Genomic DNA, 20,978 nt, shown 5'->3' with positions numbered 1-20,978 from the left:
TCAGAGCACCTTCTTGTCGTTCGGTCCGGCGTCGGAGGAGGGGCGCCGCAGGAGGGCGATCGAGCCGGAGACGGTGCTCGCCTTCAGGCGGCCGCTGCCCGCGCCCAGCTCGCCGGTGATCTTCTTCATGCCGAACTGGCCGGAGACGCGGAGCTCCTCGAAGGCGTGCGAGAGGGAGCCGCTGGTGGTGCTGGCCTCGACGCGGGCGTCCACCGGGTGGGGGAGGCGGACGGCGATCTCACCCGAGACGGAGGAGAGCGCGATGTCGGCGGGGGAGCCGGTCCGGTCGACGTCGACGATCATGTCGCCGTTGACCGAGTCGGCGCGGAGGGTGGGGCTGGTGCCGTCCACCACCGTCAGGTCGCCGGAGACCGAGGCGACGGTGAGGGGGCCGGTGACGGAGTGCGCCTCGACGCGGCCGGTGACGGTGTCCGCCCGCACCGTGCCGGAGAGGCCGACCAGGGTGGTCTCGCCGGAGACGGCCTTGACGTCGGCCGGGCCCGCGATGTTGGAGACGACGGTGTCCGCGCCGACCGCCCGGACGTCCAGCCGGACGGAGTCGGGCACGGCGACGGAGACCACCGCGCGGTGGTCCAGGGCGCGCGGGTCGGGGAGCTCGCCGCGCTCGATCAGGCGCCGCAGCCCCTGCCAGCTGAACTCCTCGTACTCGACGGTCAGGGTCCCGCCTTCGCGGCGCACGGTGAGCGGACGGCCCGACAGTTCGGAGACGTCCAGGTGGGTGGCCAGGTCGGGGGAGCCCACGACGTTCACCGCGCCGTTGATCACGCGGACGCGCAGTGCCGTCAGGGGGCCCTCGAACGACATCCGGCGCGGGGCGTCCACGGACCACGCGCCGTCGCCCGGCCCGCCGTCCGCGCCCCGGGGGGAATCGGCTCCCGCCCCGGGCACGGGTGACGAGGTGTGTGGGGACTCGGACATGGTGCTGACCTCCTCGGCCTGGCGCGCGGCGACGCGTCATATCGCATCACCTGGAACACACGATATATCGCGCTCGGGCGAAGTCAAGGCCGGTCGGCGGGAGGAACGGCCGACGGGGGAAAAGTGGCCGAAAAGGCGCGATGGGCGGGTCTGTCCTAGCGTGGGCCCCATGCCGAAGGACGCCGCGCGGAATCGGGAACAGCCCCTGCGGGGCACGGGCGGACTGCTGCTCTGCCGGGCCGGCCCGGACGCCGTGGCCCCGGCCGCCGGGCTGCTCAGGCGCCCCCTGCTGCTCGCCCCCGCGGGGCCCGGGTGGAGCGCGCTGGTGCCGTACGACCTGTCCTGGCAGGGGGACGAGGAGCCGGTCGACCTGGTGCTCACCGGCTGGGCGACCGCCCTCGCGGTGGGAGCACCCTGGCCGGTTCTCGCCCTCTGGTGGGACGCCGACCGCGCCGGCTTCGGTCTGGCCTCCGGCGTCCGGAGATCCGTGGGCTACGTGTGGCTGGCCGACGGCACCCCCGCGGGGGAGGACGAGGCGATGCGGACCTTCGCCGCGCGCCTCGGGCTCGACCCCGTCTTCGCCGTGGCGGCGCTCGACGGGCTTACCCGTCCGGACCCCGAGGCGGACGCCGCCGCCCGGCTCCGGGGAGTGCTCGCGGTGCTGGCCCACGCCGGTCTCGCCCTGCCGGCCGGCCTGGTGCCGTTCCGCCCGGCCGGCGCGCTGGCCGAGGCGGCGAGGACCGCGCGGGGCGTACGACGGGCCGACCGGGCCGGATGGCGGGAGGTCGTACGCCCCGAACTGGTCGAGGCCAGCGTGGTCGGACCGCTGATGCGCGGGCGCCGGGCGCGCGTGCTGGCCGTGGGGCACCTGGTCGCGGGAGGTGCCCTCGGCCTGTGGGGGCTGGGACGGCGCGGCGGGGCGTGGTGCGTGGTGGGCGGGGTGCTGGTGGTGCAGGGGCTCGCGGGACTCGCCTACGACCGGGTCCGGGACGGGTTACGGGTGCCGCTTCCGCCGGACTGACCGGACTGACCGGACTGACCGGACCGGCCGGGACGGTCGGGCGGTCGCGGGAAGCGTGGGCGGCTGGTGCGCCGCCAGCGGTACGCGTGTCCCGGGGACCCGACTCGCGCACCAGGAGCCGAGCGCACATCTCCGGCACCTGGCTCGCGTGCCCGCCTCGCCGGCGGCCCCCGGGTGTCGTCGGCGCGCCGCGGCGGCTCGTAGAGGGCCGTCGGTACCGACGCGGGCGAGGCGCTTGTCGAGTTCGGCGTGGCGCTCCTCGGACATGCCGATGCCCTCGTCCTGCACGGAGAGCATCACCTCGTCCGGGCGCGAAGGCGGCCTGAGAGGACGGGGGCGCGGCTGGTGACGTGGAGAGGGGCCGGACGTACGGGCCGGCAGCACACGACGGCGTCTGTCCGGGTGCCGCCCACGAGCTGGTCCGGGCCGAGGGGAGAGAGCGGGCCCCGGTCCGGCCGGGCCGAGGGGGCGCGGTGACCCCGGGGGGAGCGTCGGTGCGGGCGCCGGGCGGCCCTTGCGGCAGACGGAGCGCCGGTCTGAAGGCCGGGCCGGACACGTGCGGGGGAGTCGCCGGACCTGCTGACGACCGGGTCCGGGAGGATCGCGGCCCGGCCCGGGACGACGTACCGGCGTCCCGGTGCCGCCCACCGGCCCGGCCGGGCGGGACCGTCGGCCTCCGGCCGGGGCGGACGCGGCGGGTGCGCGGCCGGGGCCGGCCGTCGCCGGGCTACTCGTCCTCGTCCTCGTCGTCGAGGCGGGCGAGCCAGGTGGCGAGGCGCTCGACGGGGACCTCGAAGTCGGGGTTGAGGTCGACGAAGGTGCGCAGCTGTTCGGCGAGCCACTCGAAGGTGACCTCCTCCTCGCCGCGCCGCTTCTCCAGTTCCTCGATGCCGCGGTCGGTGAAGTACATGGGCGTGCTCCGTCACAGGTCGCAGGGGGTGAGAGCGGCCGGCGCGGGCCGCCGGCCCATGATAGGCGGGCCCCCGCGCGAGCGGCCGGGCCCTCGCCACCTTGGTGACCGGGGGCTACCCTGCACCCCCCGCGGGCAGGTACAGGGGAGACGTGGGAGACGGGGGACCTCAGCATGACCGCACAGCACATGGCAAGCCCGCGCACGGCGCGTGCCGCACACCCGGGCGCGCCCCGGCGCGGGAGGCATCTGCCCCCTCCCGGCGCCGGGAGGGGGGCCGGATGACCGGGACCGGGGAGGCGGGGGAGTCGAGGGTCGCGTACGTCGAACTGCCGGACGGGACGCCGGTCTGGGCCCGGATATCGCAGGCGGACGAGCTGGAGCTGCCGGACGGGGCGCCGCTGTACACCGACGCCGGGTTCGCCGGGCGGGCGGGGGAGCGGGTCCAGGCGCAGGTGGCCGGGCTCGGCGGGCTGATCACGGGCGTCGCCCGGTCCGTCGCCGAGGGGCTGCGGGCGGTGCGGCCCGACGAGGTCAGTGTGGAGTTCGGGATCGAGCTGACCGGCAAGGCGGGCAAGGTCGTGGGGCTGCTCGCCGACGGCGAGGCCAAGGCGGCCCTCACCGTCACCCTGACCTGGCAGAACGGCGGTCCGCCGGAACTCACCGACGCGGCCCCGCCGGGCGCCGCCGGGCCCGCTCGGCCGGACCAGGGGGGCGCACCCTCCGGCGCACCGGCGCAGCCAGGGGACGAGGGGGGCGACCCCGGGGCGGTTCCGTGACAGGGGAGGGCGCCACCGGCGCGGCGCTGGGCGACGAACCGCCCCTGGAACACCTCATCGCGGCGGCCACCGTACGCATCCATGGACGGCGGCCCGGGTATGACCCCAGCGGGCCGGACGAGGGCGTCCGGACCTTTCTCGGAAGCGGCTTCTTCGTCGCGCCGAACTGGGTGCTGACCTGTGCCCACGTGGCGCTCGCGGAGGGAGGGGGCCACGTGGACGTCGTCCATGAGCCGGAGCCAGGCGGTCCGCCCGCCGTGGTGCCCGGCGAGGTCGCGGTCGCGCTGCCCGGGACCCCGCCCCGCCCCGGTGACGGCTGGGCCGCGCCGGACCTCGCGCTGATCCGGCTCCGGAAGCCGACCGAGCACGCCTGCGTCCACCTCGCCGAGCAGCCACTGACCGACCACGGTCCCGGGGGCGGCCGCTCCGGGCCGCTGCTCGGCTTCGCCGGCTGGTTCCGCGCCGGACGCCGCCTCAGCCGGTACGACGGGACCGTCACCGTCCTCGGCCGGATCGGCTGGGGCGCCGACGAGGAGTTGCGGCTCGGCGACGACGACCTGCCCGACGGGGTTTCCGGCGGGCCCGTCTTCGACCCGCACCGGGGCGAGGTGGTGGCCCTGGTGAAGTCCCGCCGCACCCGGGAGCAGGGCGGCACGGCGGTCCGCACCGGCCAGCTCCGCCACCTGCCCGTCTCCCTCGCGCCCCCGCCCGCCGCCGCCCCCGCCCCGGCCGGCCCCGGCGCGCACACCCAGGCGTACGCCGCCGAGGACCACGCTCCGGCGCACGCCGAGGACGCGGCCCGGACCGAGGCCCCCGGACTCGCCGCCGAGCCCGGTGACCTCTACCAGGAGGTCCTGCGCGGCCACGACCGCTTCCACCGCGACCGGCTGCGCCACGCGGACCGGGACGGAGCGCCGCCCGCCTGGGCCGACACCCAGGCCGTCCTGGACGGCGCCCGCACCGTGCCCTTCGGCCCGCGCGAGCGGACCCGGCTGCTCGGCGCCCTCGGCGAACTGCCGCCACCCACCTCCACCGCCGACCTGGCGGCGCTGCTCCGCTCGGTGTCCGGGGGCGCGTCGGCCGCCCGCACCGTTCCGCCGCCCCGCGCCTGGCGCGACGGCCTCGGCGGGCTCTACGAGAGCCACGCCACCGACGAGGGCCGCCGGCTCTCCGTCCTGCGGTACGTGGTCGCCGTGCTGCACGTCCCGCGTGCCCGCCACGACCCCGGCACCGCCGAGGCCGAGGCCGCCCTGCGCACCTGGCTGCACCGCACCACCGCCACCCTCGACCGACCGGTGCGCGGCGAGATCACCGCCGAACTGCGCCGCCACGCCGCGGCCCCCGTGCCCCCGCCGCCCCCGGCCTCCGTCCAGGGCGCCCGCCACAGCGTCCTGCTGGAACTGACCCGCCGCCCGTGGGAACCGGACAGCTTCGACTGGCGGGTCGGCCTGCTCCCCGCCCCCGGCGCGCCGGGGACCGCCGGAGCCCCGGCCGCCGAGGGCGCCCCCGACCCGCCGGAGCCCGAACCGCTCCACGACGACCACACCGGCACCGCCCTCGCCGACCTTCCCGCGCGCCTGGCCGGGCCGCTCGCCAGGGCCTTCGCCCTCGCCGACGAGTCCCGCGCCCCCGCCCTGCTCCAGGTCGCCCTGGAGCGGGACGTACTGGGCCTGCCCGTCGACACCTGGCCCGCCCACCCCGGCGGTCCGCCGCTGGGGCGGCTCCGCCCGGTCGTCGTCCGCCCCGCCGAGCCGCCGGGCGCGGGCGGCGGGTCCGACGCGGCCGTCACCGACCGGTACGACCGCTGGCGCTGGACCCACGACGACGCCCCGCTCGCCCCCGGCATCCGGGGCCGGGTCCTGGACTGCGAGGCGGGAGTGCGGGCAGACGTACCGTCGACGGCCCAACTGCGCTCCCTCGCCCACGCGTCGGTGCCGTTGCTCTGCCACTACCGGGAGCACGGCCACCCCGGCTCCGCAGAGGCGCTCACCCGGCTGGTCGACGGCGGCTTCGGGGTCGCCCTGTGGCGCAGGGGCGGGGGCGGGCCGGAGCGGATGTGCGACGAGTTCCACCGGCGCGCGGAGGCCGAACTGGCCCGCGCCCGGACCGCCCAGCGCCTCCCGCGCCTGGTCCACGCCCTGCGCGCCGCCGTGGGTGAGGGGCGTACCGACTGCTTCTGGGCGGAGGGCCTGGCCCTGCTGTACGACGATCCGCACCATCCCCTGCCCGGCTCCGACGACCTGTTCGCCCCACTCTGAACAACCACCTGACGACCCGCCGTACGGCTCGCTACCGTGAGCCGCGAACCGGCGCCGAAGGGCCGGCCCACCGGGGCCCGGCCGCCCGAGACCTGTGCGACCCAGCGAGGACGAGGACTGCCATGAGCGCAACCGACGAGTCCGGCGAGTGGCTCATCTACCGAGGCGCCGGCGAGCCCCACGACGGCATCCTCCGGCTGCCCGACCCGCCGCCCTGGCGGGACTTCCGCCGCCGCGAGGGAGCCGGCACCACCGAGACCCGCCGCCTGGGCGCCTACCGCGAACAGGCCGTCTCGCTGCGCCCCGAGGCCGAGGAACTCGAGGTCATCAACGCGGCGCTCCACCTGCGCCGCCCCCTCCTGGTCACCGGCGGCCCGGGCGTCGGCAAGAGCAGCCTCGCCCACTCGGTCGCCGACGAACTCGGCCTCGGCGAGGTGCTGCGCTGGCCCGTCGTCAGCCGCTCCACCCTCCAGGACGGGCTGTACCACTACGACGCCATCGCCCGGCTCCAGGACGTGCAGATCGCCGCGCACAGCGGCACCGCCACCGAACCGGGCGCCCCCGGCTCCGTCGAGTCCATCGGCGACTACCTGCGCCTCGGTCCGCTCGGCACCGCCCTGCTCCCCGGCGAACTGCCCCGCGTCCTGCTCATCGACGAACTCGACAAGAGCGACATCGACCTGCCCAACGACCTCCTGAACGTCCTGGAGGAGGGGGAGTTCACCATCCCCGAACTCCAGCGCATCTCCGACCGGCTGCCCGGCCGCACCGCCCACGTCCTCACCCACGACGGCCGCCGCGTCCCCGTGAAGGACGGGCGCGTGCAGTGCACCGCCTTCCCCTTCACCGTCCTGACCAGCAACGAGGAACGCGACTTCCCCGCCCCCCTGATGCGCCGCTGCATCCACCTGGAGCTGGGCCGCCCCGACCACGCCCGGCTCGCCAGCTTCGTCCGCGCCCACCTCGGCCGCGACCGCGAACGCGGCGGCAACGACCTGATCCTGCGCTTCCTGGAGCGCTCCCGCAGCGAACTCCTCGCCGCCGACCAGCTCCTCAACGCCCTCCACCTCACCCAGACCGCCCCCGACCTGGACCGGGAGCGCCTCGCCGACCTGCTCATCCAGCGACTCGACCGGCCGAGGTGAGCGAGCATGACCGGAGCCTCGGCCCGCCACGGCCCGGACGGCCGCCCTGACCGGCCCCCCGTCCCGCCGCGGCGGCAGGCACCCCCCGACCCGCTGCCCGAGCTGGTGGCCCGGCTGCGCGGCGCCGGACTCGACGTCGACGCCGAACACCTCCTCGACGCCCTCTGGCTCGCCGGCCGCACCGGCCGTACCGGCCGCCGGGCCCCCGCCCCGGCCGGCGACCCGCCGGCCCGTACGGAGCCGCCGTCCCCGGCCGGCACCGGGGCCCGGCCGAGCCCCGCCCCGCCGGGCCCCGGCACGCCGACCGCGCCCCCCGCCCCGCCTCGCCCCGGGAGCGAGCCCGCCCAAGAACCCCGCGTCCGCCTGCACACCCGTCCGGCCGGCGGCACCGCCGACGGCGGCCCGGACACCGGCGCCCTCCCGGTCGGCGTGCCCGCCGCCGCGGTACTCGTCTCGCCGCTCAGGCTCCAGCGCGCCCTGCGCCCGCTCCAGGCGTACCGCACCGGCGCCGCCCCGCGCAGGCAAGCGCTCGACGAGGGCGCGACCGCCGAACTCACCGCCCGCGCCGGGGGACTGGTACTGCCCGTCTTCCGGCCCGTCACCCGTCGGGACGCGCTGCTCCAGCTGGTCCTCGACGCCTCCGGCTCGATGCGGGTGTGGCAGCGCCTCTTCGACGAACTCCGCGAGGTCTTCGGCGGTCTCGGCGCCTTCCGCGACCTGCACGTCCGCTACCTCCACGCCACCGAGGACGGCCGCGCCGCCGTCAGCCGCAGCCCGCGCCGCGACGGCGCCCCCCTGCACTCCACCGACCGCCTGGTCGACGCCACCGGACGCCGCGTCACCCTCCTGGTCAGCGACTGCGCCGGACCCCTGTGGCACAGCGGCGCCGCCCACCGCACCCTGCACCGTCTCGCCGGGCAGGGGCCCGTCGCCGTCCTCCAGCCGCTGCCGCAGCGCCTGTGGCCGCGCACCCGCCTCCACGTCACCTTCGGTGAGCTCCGGCGCGGGCAGGGCGTCAGCGGAGCCGGACTGCTCAAGGTCGTCTCCGACGGGCCGCCGCCCCCGCCGGGCGCCCGCCCCGTCCCGGTACTGCCGCCGACCGCCGCCGCCCTCGGCTCCTGGGCCCGGCTGCTCTCCGGCACCGGACCCGCCCGCACCCCCGGCGCCGTCGGCTGGGTCAGCGCCGGCCAGGAACCGGCCCGGCCCGTCCGCGCCCGGCGCACCCTCACCCCGCTCCAACTCGTCAGCCGGTTCCGCTCCACCGCCTCACCCACCGCCGGACGGCTCGCCGTCTGCCTGGCCGCCGCCCCCCTCAGCCTCCCCGTCATGCAACTGGTCCAGCGCACGATGCTGCCCGCCTCCGGGCCCGCCGAACTCGCCGAGGTCCTCCTCAGCGGTCTCCTCGTCCGCGCCGACGAACCGGGCACGGGCCCGGCGGGCGACGAGCCGGAGCAGTGGTACGACTTCGCGCCCGGCGTGCGCCAGGCGCTGCTCGGCCCGCTCGGCCGCGACGAGGCGATGCTCGTCCTCAAACACTGCTCCGAGTACGTCGAGCAGCGCTTCGGCAAGGGCGGCCCCAACTTCCCCGCCCTCGCCCACGCCCAGCTCGGCCGCTCCACCGCCACCGGCCCGCTCCCCGCCGCCGGACGCCCCGGCGGCCCCGGCCGGGGCGCGGCCGCCGACGCCGCCGACTCCGGCGAGGAGAACGCCCCCACCGTCCCGCAGCCTTTCGCCGAGGTCGCCGCCGACGTGCTGGAGCGCTTCATGACCGTCCCCCTGCACCACACCTCCCCCTCGCCCGGTCCCGGCGGCGAGGACCACCCGGCGCTGGCGGCCGCCGCCGCCCTCACCCGGCGGTACGAGGAGGAGGGCATGGTCCAGTACCTGATGGACGCCGTCCAACTCCTGCGCGGCGCCGCCGAGAACAGCCCGGCACCGGCCGACGCCGCCCTGTGGGCCCGGTACGCCCGCGAGGTGCTGCGGCTGTGGCGCGTCCAGGGCGGCCGGGAACTGCTCACCGCCGCCCGCGAGGCCGCCGAGCGCGCCACCGCCGACGACGCCACCGGCCGCGCCGGGCACCGCGACATCCTCGCCGCCACCCTGCACGCCACCGCCGACGACCGGCGCCGCAGGGGCGAGCGGCACGAGGCCCTCGACCTGCTGCGCCGCGCCGACCGGGAGTACGCCGTCGCCTGCGCCGCCCCCGGTCTGGGTCCCGAGCAGGCGCTGCGCCTCACCCTGGCGCGCGTCCGCGCCCTGGAGACCCAGTGGCGCCTCGGCGGCGACAGCTCCCTGCTCCAGGCCGCCGTCGGCATGCTCGAGGCCTTCACCGACATCTGGCCCGACCAGCACCACCGCCCCCCGGCGCTCGCCCTGGCCCACGGCCGCACCCTGCTGCGGCTGGCCGGTGCCGGACAGGCGGGCGACCAGGCACGCGCCCACGCCCGGCAGGCGGCCCGCGCCCTGCGGACGGTCGTCGGGGCCGGCGCGGGCGGCCCCGACGCGGGAGCGCTGGAGCCCGCCGAGCGGGACAGGGCCCTCCTCGACCTCACCGACGCCCTGCTGCGCGCCGGGCCCGAGCACCACCAGGAGGCCGCCGACCGCGTCGAGGCGGCCCTGCGCGCCACCCCGCCCCCGTCGGCCCGCCGCCGTTCGGCCCTGCTGACCCGCGCGGGGCGGGTCCACACCGCCCGGTACGAGGAGAGCGGCGACCCGGTCGAACTGGTCCGCGCCGCCGCCCGGTTCGAGGAGGCCGCCCCCGGCATCCCGCGCGACGCGCCCGCCCACGCGGCGCTGCTCGCCGAGTGGGGCGAGGCGCTGCTGCGGCGCGCCCTGCTCGGCGACGGCACCCGCGAGGAGCGGCTGGAGCGGGTGGTGGCGGCGGTCCGGGTGCTGCGCGGCTGCCGTGCCGAGACCCCGCGCGGCGACCGGGCCTTCGCCCGCCGCCTGGTGCTGCTGGGGCGCGGCCTGATGGCCCGGCACCGGCTCACCGGCGACCGGGTGGACCTGCGCGAGGGCGAGCACCTGCTCGGCCTGGCCGCCCAGGAGGCCGACGGGCCGCTGGAGAGCGCGCGCTGCCTGCTGGAGGTGGGCCAGGCCCGGTTCGAGGCGGCCCAGACCCTCGGCAGGCCCGCCCGCCTGGACGAGGCCGCGGACGCCTTCCGGGCGGCCGCCGACGCCGCCCGGCGGGCCCGCGAGGAGGCCGATTCGGAGCGGTCCGCCGCGGAATCCGCGACGCTGGGCGCTCAGGCGGAGCACTGGCGGGGTATGACCTATGAGGCCGCGGGGCGTCCGCGCGCGGCGCGCGAGGCGTACGGGGCCGCCCACCGGGCCTGGCGCCGGCTCCCGCCCGGCACGCGCCCCAGCGTCGAGCCGACGCCCCGGCAGACGGCGCAACGCCTGGCCGAGCTCGCCTGAGGAGGCGTCGGCCGCCCCGGGAAAGGAAGGACCGCCATGCCCGACTCCGCCCACCAGGCACCGCCCTCCCGGCCGCTCGCCGCCGAGCCTGCCGGGCCGCCGTCCCAGGCTCCTGCCGGACCGCCGGGAGGGGCAGCCGTCCTCCCCGACCTGCTCGAACTCGACCTGGAGTCGCTGCGGACCCTGGACCATCCGGTCCTCGACGACCTCCTCGACGAGCTCCGCGAGCGGACGTCGGGCCCGCGCGAGATGCTCTGGAACTTCAACAGTTCCTTCTGAGGGGACGACTCCTTCGAAAGGAACGGCTCCTTCCGAGGGCGAGGCCGCGCGCCGTCTCCCGCCCCGCGCACACCCACGACGCCGTCCTCCCCCGACCGGGAGGGCGGCGAGGACCTCGGCGGGGCCGTCCGCGGTGGGGTGGTGCCAGGCCCCGGGGGCACATTCGCTCCTGACCCGGCCGGCGCACGCGTTCCGCGCGCACTCCTCCCCCGCCCCGCGCCTTTCAGCCACCTTCCCCCACCGGAACCGAGCCAACAGGACAGCGGCGGCGCGCCCCGGTTTCGGGCCGGTCCCGCGCCGGGCACCATCCGGGTCGGGCCGGCCGGAGGGGCACGGGGAGACGGCCAGTGCCCGGGACGGGCGGGCGGACGACACGGGGGTGCCGATGCCACGACCAGTGCCGCCGCCGCGCCCGCGGGCGGGCGCCGGACCTCCGTACCCGTTCCGCCAGTTCATCGTGAAGGTCCACGGGCGGTGCAATCTGGCCTGCCGCTACTGCTACCTCTACGAGGGCCCCGACACGGGCTGGCGGACGCGTCCGGCCGCCGCCTCCGACACGGTGCTCGCGCTGACCGCCGAGCGGATCGCCGAGCACGCCGCCGCCCACCGCCTGCCCGCCGTCTCCCTCGTCCTGCACGGCGGCGAACCCCTGCTGGCCGGTACGGACCGGCTCGCGGCCTTCGCCGGCCTGGTCCGGCGCCGGCTCCCGGCGGGCACCCGGGCGCGGGTCACGCTCCAGACCAACGCCACGCTGCTCACCGCCGCCCGCGTCCGCGCGCTGGCCCGGGCGCGTATCGCGGTCGGCGTCAGCCTCGACGGGGGCCGCGCTCGCCACAACACCGCCCGGGTCGACCACGCCGGACGCCCCTCCTGGCCCGCCGCCGTGCGCGGCACCCGGCTCCTCGCCGAGCACGCCCCCGAGGCCTACGCGGGCATCCTGCTCGTCGTCGACCCGGCGCTCGACCCGCTCGACGTCTACACCTCGCTGCTCGAACTGCGGCCGCCCGCCGTCGACCTGCTGCTGCCGCACGGCAACTGGAGCGCCCCGCCCCCCGGCCTCCACCCGCCCCCCGGCCGCCCCGCCCGGGCCGCACCCGGCACCCCCGCCCCGTACGGCGACTGGCTCAACGCCGTCTTCGACCGGTGGTGGGCCGCCGGGCGGCGGGAGACCCGGGTACGGCTCTTCGAGGAGGCGGTGGCCGCCCTGCTCGGCCTGCCGGCCGGTACCGAGTCGCTCGGCCTCGACCCGTTCACCGCCGTCGTCGTCGAGACCGACGGCACCCTCGAACAGACCGACTCCCTCAAGTCCGCCTACCCCGGCGCCGCCGCCACCGGACTGGCCCTCGACCGGAACTCCTTCGACGACGCCCTCGCCCACCCCGGCGTCGCCGCCCGCCAGTCGGGCCCCGCCGCCCTGGCCGCCGACTGCCGCGCCTGCCCCCTCCTGCACGCCTGCGGCGGCGGCCACTACGCCCACCGCCACCGCGCCGGGAGCGGCTTTCGCCACCCCAGCGTCTACTGCGCCGACCAGCAGCGGTTCCTCCACCACGTGGCCGCCGCCCTGGCCCGCGCCACCGGCACCGGACCGGCCCGTGACCCCACCACGGCCGGGGAAGGAGGAACGCGGTGACCCAGCCCGTCCCCCACCACGTCCTGTACGAACTGGGATGCACCGAAGGCTCCCCGGCCACGCTGCGGCTCCTCGCCCGCGACCAGGACCGGCGCAGGCTCCTGCTGCTGCGCGCCGTCCTGGACGCCGCCGACACCGCCCCCGCCGACCGCTGCCCACCCGCCGCCCGGCGCTCCCTCGCCGAGAGCTGGGCCCTGCTGGAGGCCGCCGAACGCGCCGCGCCCGACCGGGCCGCCACCGTCCGCTCCCTGCTGCTCGCCCCGCTCGTCGGGCCCTGGGCCGAACACGCCCTCGCCCTGCTCACCGGCGCCGGACCGCCCGACCGGGCCGCCACCGCCCGGACCCTTGGCCACCTGGCCCCGCTCGCCGCCGCCGCGGCGGTCCGCGCCGGACTGCCGTTCCGCCTGCGGCTCACCGCCACCGGCGGAACCCTCGCCCTGCCCACCCTCGGTGCCCTGCGCACCGCCCCCGGCACCGTCCCGGTCGACGCCCACCACAGCGGCGGCCGCCTCGTGCTGCGCGCGCCGGACCGGCGGACCGTCACCGTCCGCCCGCAGCGCGGCCACGGGGCCTGGGCGGCGTCCCCCGCCTGGCGCGCCGCGCACGCCCTGCCCCCGCTCGTCCCCGGCGGCCACCCGGTGCCGCTGGACGACCTCGACCCGTACCGCGTACCACGCCACCCCCGCGAGCCCGGCTTCACCGGGATCACCGACCTCGACGACCTGGCCCGCAAGCGCTGGGGCGGCGCCTGGTCCGGCACCGGCGCCGCGCTCGCCCACGGCGGCCCGCACCGGATCAGCGAGGCCGCCACCCTGCTGCGCTGCCTGGTGCCGTTGGCACCGCCGGGCGGCGGGGCCGGGGGCGAGCCGCCGCCGGGCAGTTGCAGCGGGACGCGGCGGGAGGCCTTCGGCGCCGTGCTGAGCAGTGAGCCGCCGGACGCGGCCGGTTTCGCCGAGACCCTCGTCCACGAGTCGCAGCACGTCAAACTCGCCGCGCTCGCCGCCCTCACCCCGCTGCACCGAGCCGGCCCCGCGCCGCGCCACTTCGCCCCCTGGCGGCCCGACCCACGCCCCTTCGACGGGCTCTGGCACGGCGTCTACAGCCATCTCGCGCTCGCCGACTGGTGGCTGCGGTACGCCCAGGGCGCCCCGCCCGGCCCCGCCCGCGAGCGCGCCTGGGCCGAACACGCCCGCCGCCGCGAGCAGGTCGGCGCCGCCCTGCCCGTCCTCGTCGGCTCCGACGCGCTGACGCCCGCCGGACGCACCCTCGCCGAGGGCATGGTGACGGCGTACACCCGGCTCACCGAGGCCGAGGTGCCGGCCGAGCACCTGGCCCGGGCCGTCGCCTACGTCGCCACCACCCGGGCGCTCTGGATCCAGCGCCACAACGGAATGAGCCCTTCCTGACGCTCTTCCGGGAATCACCCGTGCGGGGCCGTGAACACTGCTGCAATTGTGGGAAGTTGAACGGAGGATGTCCGGCACGCCAGGCCGGTCATCGGCCCAGGGGGACCGCGCCGCGAGCGTCCGTGCCGGACGTGCCGGCCGCCGGACCCGTCGACGCATCAAGAGGAGCAGGAGAGGGCCCATGAGTCAGTTCCTCACGCCGGAGGCGGGGAGTCCCCAAGGCGGCGCGCCGCACCCCGTGACCATCAGCTTCGCCGGATTCGACCGCGCCTGGGCCGCCTGGATCGGCGGCCTGCTGGAGCGGCGTGGCCACGGCGTCGCCCTCCAGCGCTGGGACCCCTCCGTCCGGGAACCGCTCGTCGACTCGCTGCGCGACCTCACCCTCGCCCCGGGCCCCGTCCTGATCGTCCTCTCCGGCTGGTACGTCCAGCTCGGCCCGCGCACCCACGAGGAGTGGAACGCCGCCCTGCGCGAGGTCGCCGCCACCCACTCCGGCCGCTTCGCCGCCGTCTCCGTCACCACCGGCTCCCTGCCGACCGCCGCCTCCGCCCTCGCCGCGGTCAACCTCACCGGCATCGGCGCCGACGAGGCCGAACGCCGCGTCCTCACCCGCCTCGGCCTGCCCGACACCCCCGTGCAGGCGCCCCGTCCCGAGGGCGCCCCCCGCTTCCCCCTCGACACCTCCGAGGTCTGGGGCGGCGTCCCGCGCCGCAACACCCGCTTCACCGGCCGCGAGCGCATCCTCACCGACGCCCACCAGATCCTCCAGGACGCCGCACGCGGCACCGGCGTCGTCACCCTCCACGGCATGCCCGGCGTCGGCAAGACCCAGCTCGCCGCCGAGTACGTGTACCGCTTCGGCTCCGAGTACGACGTCGTCTGGTGGGTCGACGCCGAGAGCCGCGCCTCCTTCCGCCTGCGCGTCGCCGAACTCGCCACCGCGCTGCGCCTGGACACCGGACCCGAGTACGGCGAGCGACTCCGCGCCGTCCGCGACTCGCTGCGCCGCGGCAGGCCCTACGGCCGCTGGCTGCTCGTCCTGGACGGCGCCGACGAGCCGCACCAGATCTCCGACCTCGTCCCCACCGGTCCCGGCCACGTCCTCATCACCTCCCGCAACCCCGAATGGGGCGAGCACAACAGCCGCATGCTGGAGATCGGCGTCTACAACCGCGCCGAGTCCGTGGCCTTCGTCCGCCGCCGCGCCCCCCGGCTCGGGCGGGCCGACGCCCAGCGGCTCGCCGAGGCCCTCGGAGACCTGCCGCTGCTGCTCGACCAGACGGCCGGCTGGCTCAACGACTCCGACCTCTCCATCGACGACTACATCGCCCTCCTGGAGGGCGGCATCGACCAGGACATCGTCAAGGTCTCCCAGGACTTCCCGCTCGCCTTCCAGACCGCCTGGTCGATACTGCTCAACAAGCTCCGTGAGACGGTCCCGGAGTCCGTCGCCCTGCTCGGCCTGTGCACCTTCTTCGCCCCCGGCACCATCCCGGTCCGCATCCTGCGCGACCTCGCCCCCCAGGAGGCGCCCGAGCCGGTCGCCGGGCTGCTCCGCGACCCCCTGCTGTGGAACCGCGCGGTCAACCAGCTCCGCCAGTACTCCGTCGTCAGCCGCGACTCGCACGACTTCTCCGGCGACGACGCCGCCCTGCCCGGCGAGGCGTTCTACCTCCACCGGATGGTCCACCAGATCGTCCACCGCGACCTCTCCGAGGCCGACCGCGAACCCTTCGCCCAGGTGGTCCGCGCCGCGCTGGCCGCCGCCGACCCCGGCCGCCCCACCGACACCCGCCTGTGGCCGCGGTACGCCGAGATCGTCCCGCACCTCGACCACGCCCAGGCGCTTCAGTCCACCGACCCCGCCGTGCAGAACCTCGTCCTCAACTGCCTGCGCTACCTCTACCTCTCCGGCGAGTACAAGACCGGCGTCGCCCTCGGAGAGCGCACCCTGGAGATCTGGCGCGGCCTGATCGGCGACGAGCACCCCCGCATCTGGGACCTCGTCCACCACTACGCCAACCTCCTGCGGGCCGGCGGCGACTTCGCCGGCACCGAGCTCATCGAGCGCGCCGCGACCGAGCGCCTGCGCGTCCTGGAAGGCCCCCGCGACCTCGCCTACCTGCGCGCCTCCAGCGGACTCGCCGCAGACCTCAGAGGCCTGGGCCGCTACGAGGAGGCGTACGAACTGTCCACCGAGATCATGGACGCCTACGGCGAACTCCTCGGCGACCAGGACTCCCGCACCCTCAGCGCCCGCAACAACGTCGCCGTCTCGCTGCGCCTGCTCGGCCACTACCAGGAGGCCCTCGCCCTCGACAAGGACACCATGGAGCGCCGCCGCGAACTCCTGCGGCCGCGCCACAACTGGACGCTCTCCTCCGAGCACTCCTACGCCCTGGACCTGCGGCTGGTCGGCCGCTACAAGGACGCCGAGTCGCTCCAGGCCAGGAACGTCCGCGAACAGCGCCTGGTGATGGGCCGCGACAACCCGGTCACCCTCGACGCCGAGCACAACCTCGCGCTGTGCCACTACCGCCTCGGCGACCGTGAGGCGGCCGGCCTGCGACTCGCCGACCTCCTGGACCGCTGCGAGCGCACCGTCGGCGAGAACCACCCGCTCACCCTGCGCCTGACCGTCTCCCAGAGCTGCCACGCCCGCGAGCACGGCGACGTCGACCACGCCCGCGAACTGGGCGAGTCCGTGCTGCGCCGCTACACCGCGCTGCTCGGCCCCGGCCATCCCTTCGTCGCCGGGGTCCGCGCCAACCACGCCCTCGTCCTCAGGAACGTCGGCGAGCGCCGCGAGTACGCCCGCGCGGCCGAGCAGGCGTATGCCGACATGGCCCGGGCCGTCGGCGACCTCCACCCCTGGACGCTGGGCTGCGCCCTCAACGTCTCCGCCGTCCGCAACGTCGTCGGCGACCCTGAGGCCGCCGCCGAACTCTCCCGCGCCACCGTCGACCGGGCCGCCGAGTCCCTCGGCCGGACCCACCCGCTGACCCTGTCCGCGCGCGTCGCGCACGCCGCCGACCTGCGCGGGCTGCGCCGCCGCAAGGAGGCCGAGAAGATCGAGGACGAGGCGCTCCAGGACTTCTCCGCCGTCCTCGGCGCCCAGCACGTCCACACCATCTCCGCCCGCTCCCGCAACCGCCCCTACTGGGACTTCGAGCCGTACTCCACCTGAGCCCGGCCCTCGCGGCCGAGCCCGAGCCGCGAGAAGCCCTGAGGCCCGCCCCGCCGGAGCGGGAGCGGGCCTCAGGCCGGTACGGACCGGGGTCAGGCGTCGAAGACCTCGGCGACCAACTGGGCCTGCTCGGCCTGGTGGCGCTTGGCCGAACCGACCGCCGGGGACGAGGAGTGCGGACGCGAGATGCGCCGCAGCCGCTCGGCCGCCGGGAGGTCGGCACCGACACCCAGGTCCAGGTGGTCGATCAGGTTGAGCGCGATGAACGGCCAGAAGCCCTGGTTCGCCGGCTCCTCCTGGGCCCACAGGAACTTCTCGGCGTTCGGGTACTTGGCGATCTCCGCCTGGAGCTCCGCACCCGGCAGCGGGTACAGCCGCTCGACGCGGATGATCGCGGTGTCCGTGACGCCGCGCTTCTGCCGCTCGGCCTCCAGGTCGTAGTAGACCTTGCCGGCGCACAGGACGACCTTGCGGACCTGCGAGGCGTCCACCGAGTCGTCGCCGATGACCGGGCGGAAGCCGCCCGTCGTGAACTCCTCCGCCTTGGACGAGGCGGCCTTCAGGCGCAGCATCGACTTCGGCGTGAAGACCACCAGCGGCTTGTGGTGCGGGTTGTGCACCTGCCACCGCAGGAGGTGGAAGTAGTTCGACGGGAGGGTCGGCATCGCGACCGTCATGTTGTTCTGCGCGCAGAGCTGGAGGAACCGCTCCGGACGGGCCGAGGAGTGGTCCGGGCCCTGGCCCTCGTAGCCGTGCGGCAGCAGGAGGGTCACACCGGAGTGCTGGCCCCACTTCTGCTCGGCCGAGGAGATGAACTCGTCAACGACGGTCTGCGCGCCGTTGACGAAGTCACCGAACTGGGCCTCCCACAGCACCAGCGACTCCGGACGGGCCAGCGAGTAGCCGTACTCGAAGCCCATCGCCGCGTACTCCGAGAGCAGCGAGTCGTAGACGTTGTAGCGGGCCTGGTTGTCCGAGAGGTACAGCAGCGGCGTGAAGTCGTCGCCGGTCTCCCGGTCGATGAGGACCGCGTGGCGCTGGCCGAAGGTGCCGCGGCGCGAGTCCTGGCCGGCGAGGCGCACCGGGGTGCCCTCCATCAGCAGCGAACCGATGGCCAGGGTCTCGCCCATACCCCAGTCGATCGTGCCGTCCTCGACCATCGCCGCGCGGCGCTGGAGCTGCGGCAGCAGACGGGGGTGGACGGTGACCCGCTCGGGGATGTTGACCTGCGACTCGGCGATCCGCTTGACGACCTCGGCGGAGACCGCGGTCTGGACCGCGACCGGGAACTCCGCCTCGGGGCCCTCCGGCTCGTGCTGCACCGGGTGCGAGGTGGCCTCGCGGACCTCGGTGAAGACCTTCTCCAGCTGGCCCTGGAAGTCCTGGAGCGCCTGCTCCGCCTCCTCCAGGGTGATGTCGCCCCGGCCGATCAGCGACTCGGTGTACAGCTTGCGCACCGAGCGCTTCTTGTCGATCAGGTCGTACATCAGCGGCTGGGTGAAGGCCGGGTTGTCCGACTCGTTGTGACCGCGGCGGCGGTAGCAGATCAGGTCGATGACGACGTCCTTGTTGAACGCCTGGCGGAACTCGAAGGCGAGCCGTCCGACGCGGACGACGGCCTCCGGGTCGTCACCGTTCACGTGGAAGATCGGCGCCTCGATCATGCGGGCCACGTCGGTGGCGTACATCGAGGAGCGCGAGGACTCCGGCGCGGCGGTGAAACCGACCTGGTTGTTGATGACGATGTGGACCGTGCCGCCGGTGCGGTAGCCGCGCAGCTGCGACATGTTGAGCGTCTCGGCCACGACGCCCTGGCCCGCGAAGGCGGCGTCGCCGTGCAGGGCGACGGGCAGGACGGTGAAGTCCGTGCCGCCCTTGTTGATGATGTCCTGCTTGGCGCGGACCACGCCCTCCATCACCGGGTCGACCGCCTCCAGGTGGGAGGGGTTGGCGGTGAGGGAGACCGTGATCTGCTCGCCGTCCAGGCCCGTGAAGGTGCCCTCGGCGCCCAGGTGGTACTTGACGTCGCCGGAGCCGTGCATCGACTTCGGGTCGAGGTTGCCCTCGAACTCCCGGAAGATCTGCGCGTACGACTTGCCGACGATGTTGGCGAGGACGTTGAGGCGGCCGCGGTGGGCCATGCCGATGACGACCTCGTCCAGGCGCGACTCGGCCGCCGAGTCGAGGACCGCGTCGAGCAGCGGGATGACGGACTCGCCGCCCTCCAGCGAGAACCGCTTCTGGCCGACGTACTTGGTCTGCAGGAAGGTCTCGAACGCCTCGGCGCTGTTGAGCCGACGCAGGATGCGCAGCTGCTCCTCGCGCTCGGGCTTGCCCGGACCGCGCTCCACCCGGTCCTGGATCCACTTGCGCTGCTTCGGGTCCTGGATGTGCATGAACTCGATGCCGGTGGTGCGGCAGTACGAGTCGCGCAGGACGCCGAGGATGTCGCGGAGCTTCATCATCGACTTGCCGGCGAAGCCGCCGACCGCGAAGGTGCGCTCCAGGTCCCAGAGCGTCAGCCCGTGCTCGTTGATGTCGAGGTCGGGGTGCTTGCGCTGGTGGTACTCGAGCGGGTCGGTGTCGGCCATGACGTGGCCGCGGACCCGGTAGGAGTGGATCAGCTCGAAGACGCGGGCGGCCTTGGTGACGTCGTCGTCGTGCGAGGCGTCGATGTCCTTGAGCCAGCGGACCGGCTCGTAGGGGATGCGCAGCGCCTTGAAGATGTCGTCGTAGAACTCGTTCTCGCCGAGCAGCAGGTTTGCGACGATCCGCAGGAACTCGCCGGAGGCGGCGCCCTGGATGACCCGGTGGTCGTAGGTCGACGTCAGGGTCATGACCTTGGAGACGCCGAGCTTGTTCAGGGTGTCCTGGGAGGTGCCCTGGAACTCCGCCGGGTACTCCATCGCGCCCACGCCGAGGATCACCGACTGGCCGGGCATCAGGCGCGGCACCGAGTGGACGGTGCCGATGCCGCCCGGGTTGGTCAGCGAGGCGGTGACGCCGGAGAAGTCGTCCATCGTCAGCTTGTTGTCCCGGGCACGGCGGACGATGTCCTCGTACGCCTGCCAGAACTCGAAGAAGTTGAGGGTCTCGGCCTTCTTGATGGCCGCGACGACGAGCTGGCGGTCGCCGTTGGGCTTGACCAGGTCGATGGCGAGCCCGAGGTTGATGTGCTCGGGCTTGACCAGCGTCGGCTTGCCGTCCTTCTGCGCGAAGGAGTTGTTCATCGACGGCATGGCCTTGATGGCCTGCACCATGGCGTAGCCGATCAGGTGCGTGAAGGAGATCTTCCCGCCCCGGGCGCGCTTCAGGTGGTTGTTGATGACGATGCGGTTGTCGAAGAGGAGCTTGACCGGCACCGCGCGCACGGACGTGGCCGTGGGCAGTTCCAGCGAGGCACTCATGTTCTTCGCGACCGCGGCCGAGGGGCCACGCAGTGTGACGTACTCCGGGCCCTCCGCGGCGGCGGCCGGCTCGGCGGCCTTCGCGGCGGGCTTGGCCGGGGCGGTCTTGGCGGGAGCGGTCTTGGCGGGCGCCGCCTTCTCGGCCGGGGCCTTCGCCGCGGGCTTCGCGGGGGCCGCGGCCTGCGGGGCGGCGGCCGGCTTCGCCTCGGGGGCCTTGGCCGCCGGGGCGGGCTTGGCCGGAGCGGGCGAGGTCGCCGCCGACGGGGCCGCGGTCTCCACGGGAGCGGCGCCACCTCCGCCGGGCTTGTAGTCGGCGAAGAAGTCCCACCAGGCTCGGTCTACCGAGTTCGGGTCCTGGAGGTACTGCTGGTAGATCTCGTCGACGAGCCACTCGTTCGACCCGAAGGCGGCGGCAGGACTCTTGGCCTGCCCCGCTTGGTCGGTCGAGACGCTCGAATTACTGGGGGACTGTGGCGACACGGCGGCAACCGCCCTCTTCCGCTTCACAAGGTGGTGGACAGCGGGAATAAAGGCTACGCCTTCGTCACCGAGAGGTGCAGGCCGGGCCGGGCATCCGTCGTGAAAGTCACACCAGATCCC

12 protein-coding genes are annotated in these 20,978 nt (G+C 75.7%); 9 read left to right on the top strand and 3 right to left on the bottom strand.

The annotated features are described in order from the left end of the window. Window positions 1-939: a DUF4097 family beta strand repeat-containing protein gene (locus Sdia_RS26175; RefSeq protein ID WP_189499790.1), complete on the bottom strand. Its 939-nt coding sequence runs from the start codon at window positions 937-939 to the stop codon at window positions 1-3. A gap of 169 nt (window positions 940-1,108) precedes the next feature. Here Sdia_RS26175 and Sdia_RS26170 point away from each other — a divergent pair, with 169 nt between their 5' ends. Beyond that, complete coding sequence (locus Sdia_RS26170; protein WP_100454780.1) at window positions 1,109-1,960, top strand: hypothetical protein; 852 nt, start codon at window positions 1,109-1,111, stop codon at window positions 1,958-1,960. Between the two features lie 727 nt (window positions 1,961-2,687). Here the strand turns inward: Sdia_RS26170 and Sdia_RS26165 are convergent. Further along, entirely contained in the window at window positions 2,688-2,870 is a 183-nt protein-coding gene (locus Sdia_RS26165) for a DUF6104 family protein (protein WP_003961784.1), read from the bottom strand. Window positions 2,871-3,151: 281 nt separating this feature from the next. On the opposite strand from Sdia_RS26165, the gene Sdia_RS26160 reads away from it, so the two are divergent. The 8 genes from Sdia_RS26160 to fxsT all read left to right on the top strand — a co-directional run bounded on the left by Sdia_RS26160 (window position 3,152) and on the right by fxsT (window position 16,971). Next, complete coding sequence (locus Sdia_RS26160) at window positions 3,152-3,649, top strand: CU044_2847 family protein (RefSeq protein ID WP_100454783.1); 498 nt, start codon at window positions 3,152-3,154, stop codon at window positions 3,647-3,649. Next, window positions 3,646-5,907: a VMAP-C domain-containing protein gene (locus tag Sdia_RS26155; protein ID WP_189499789.1), complete on the top strand. Its 2,262-nt coding sequence runs from the start codon at window positions 3,646-3,648 to the stop codon at window positions 5,905-5,907. Before Sdia_RS26160 ends, Sdia_RS26155 begins: the two co-directional genes overlap by 4 nt. 122 nt (window positions 5,908-6,029) lie before the next feature. Further along, complete coding sequence (locus tag Sdia_RS26150; protein WP_100454787.1) at window positions 6,030-7,052, top strand: AAA family ATPase; 1,023 nt, start codon at window positions 6,030-6,032, stop codon at window positions 7,050-7,052. 6 nt (window positions 7,053-7,058) lie between these two features. Next, complete coding sequence (locus Sdia_RS26145) at window positions 7,059-10,469, top strand: SAV_2336 N-terminal domain-related protein (RefSeq protein ID WP_189499788.1); 3,411 nt, start codon at window positions 7,059-7,061, stop codon at window positions 10,467-10,469. 36 nt (window positions 10,470-10,505) lie between these two features. Further along, the gene (gene fxsA, locus Sdia_RS26140; RefSeq protein WP_100454792.1) at window positions 10,506-10,748 is read left to right on the top strand and encodes an FxSxx-COOH cyclophane-containing RiPP peptide; all 243 of its coding nucleotides are present in this window, start codon (window positions 10,506-10,508) and stop codon (window positions 10,746-10,748) included. Between the two features lie 385 nt (window positions 10,749-11,133). Next, complete coding sequence (locus tag Sdia_RS26135; protein WP_229830091.1) at window positions 11,134-12,378, top strand: FxsB family cyclophane-forming radical SAM/SPASM peptide maturase; 1,245 nt, start codon at window positions 11,134-11,136, stop codon at window positions 12,376-12,378. Continuing rightward, window positions 12,375-13,784 carry an aKG-HExxH-type peptide beta-hydroxylase gene (locus Sdia_RS26130; RefSeq protein WP_100454794.1) on the top strand — a complete coding sequence of 470 codons (1,410 nt, stop codon included), beginning with the start codon at window positions 12,375-12,377 and terminating at the stop codon, window positions 13,782-13,784. The genes Sdia_RS26135 and Sdia_RS26130 overlap by 4 nt, the downstream gene beginning before the upstream one ends. 181 nt (window positions 13,785-13,965) lie before the next feature. Continuing rightward, entirely contained in the window at window positions 13,966-16,971 is a 3,006-nt protein-coding gene (gene fxsT / locus Sdia_RS26125; RefSeq protein ID WP_100454797.1) for an FxSxx-COOH system tetratricopeptide repeat protein, read from the top strand. A 92-nt stretch (window positions 16,972-17,063) separates the two neighbouring features. Here fxsT and Sdia_RS26120 read toward each other — a convergent pair whose 3' ends face one another. Continuing rightward, on the bottom strand, window positions 17,064-20,858 hold the full coding sequence (locus Sdia_RS26120; RefSeq protein ID WP_115068025.1) for a multifunctional oxoglutarate decarboxylase/oxoglutarate dehydrogenase thiamine pyrophosphate-binding subunit/dihydrolipoyllysine-residue succinyltransferase subunit: 3,795 nt from the start codon (window positions 20,856-20,858) through the stop codon (window positions 17,064-17,066). Between the last annotated feature and the right edge of the window lie 120 nt (window positions 20,859-20,978).

Source organism: Streptomyces diastaticus subsp. diastaticus, from assembly GCF_011170125.1.
Classification (GTDB): Bacteria; Actinomycetota; Actinomycetes; order Streptomycetales; family Streptomycetaceae; genus Streptomyces; species Streptomyces diastaticus.
This window is presented reverse-complemented; position numbering and strand designations above follow the sequence as displayed.

What these genes read in the sequence shown, in the direction of transcription:
- fxsT (WP_100454797.1), top strand. Translation starts at nt 13,966, where the DNA reads ATGAGTCAGTTCCTCACGCCGGAGGCGGGGAGTCCCCAAGGCGGCGCG.
- fxsA (WP_100454792.1), top strand. Translation starts at nt 10,506, where the DNA reads ATGCCCGACTCCGCCCACCAGGCACCGCCCTCCCGGCCGCTCGCCGCC.
- Sdia_RS26145 (WP_189499788.1), top strand. Translation starts at nt 7,059, where the DNA reads ATGACCGGAGCCTCGGCCCGCCACGGCCCGGACGGCCGCCCTGACCGG.
- Sdia_RS26170 (WP_100454780.1), top strand. Translation starts at nt 1,109, where the DNA reads ATGCCGAAGGACGCCGCGCGGAATCGGGAACAGCCCCTGCGGGGCACG.
- Sdia_RS26160 (WP_100454783.1), top strand. Translation starts at nt 3,152, where the DNA reads ATGACCGGGACCGGGGAGGCGGGGGAGTCGAGGGTCGCGTACGTCGAA.
- Sdia_RS26150 (WP_100454787.1), top strand. Translation starts at nt 6,030, where the DNA reads ATGAGCGCAACCGACGAGTCCGGCGAGTGGCTCATCTACCGAGGCGCC.
- Sdia_RS26175 (WP_189499790.1), bottom strand. Translation starts at nt 939, where the DNA reads ATGTCCGAGTCCCCACACACCTCGTCACCCGTGCCCGGGGCGGGAGCC.
- Sdia_RS26135 (WP_229830091.1), top strand. Translation starts at nt 11,134, where the DNA reads ATGCCACGACCAGTGCCGCCGCCGCGCCCGCGGGCGGGCGCCGGACCT.
- Sdia_RS26165 (WP_003961784.1), bottom strand. Translation starts at nt 2,870, where the DNA reads ATGTACTTCACCGACCGCGGCATCGAGGAACTGGAGAAGCGGCGCGGC.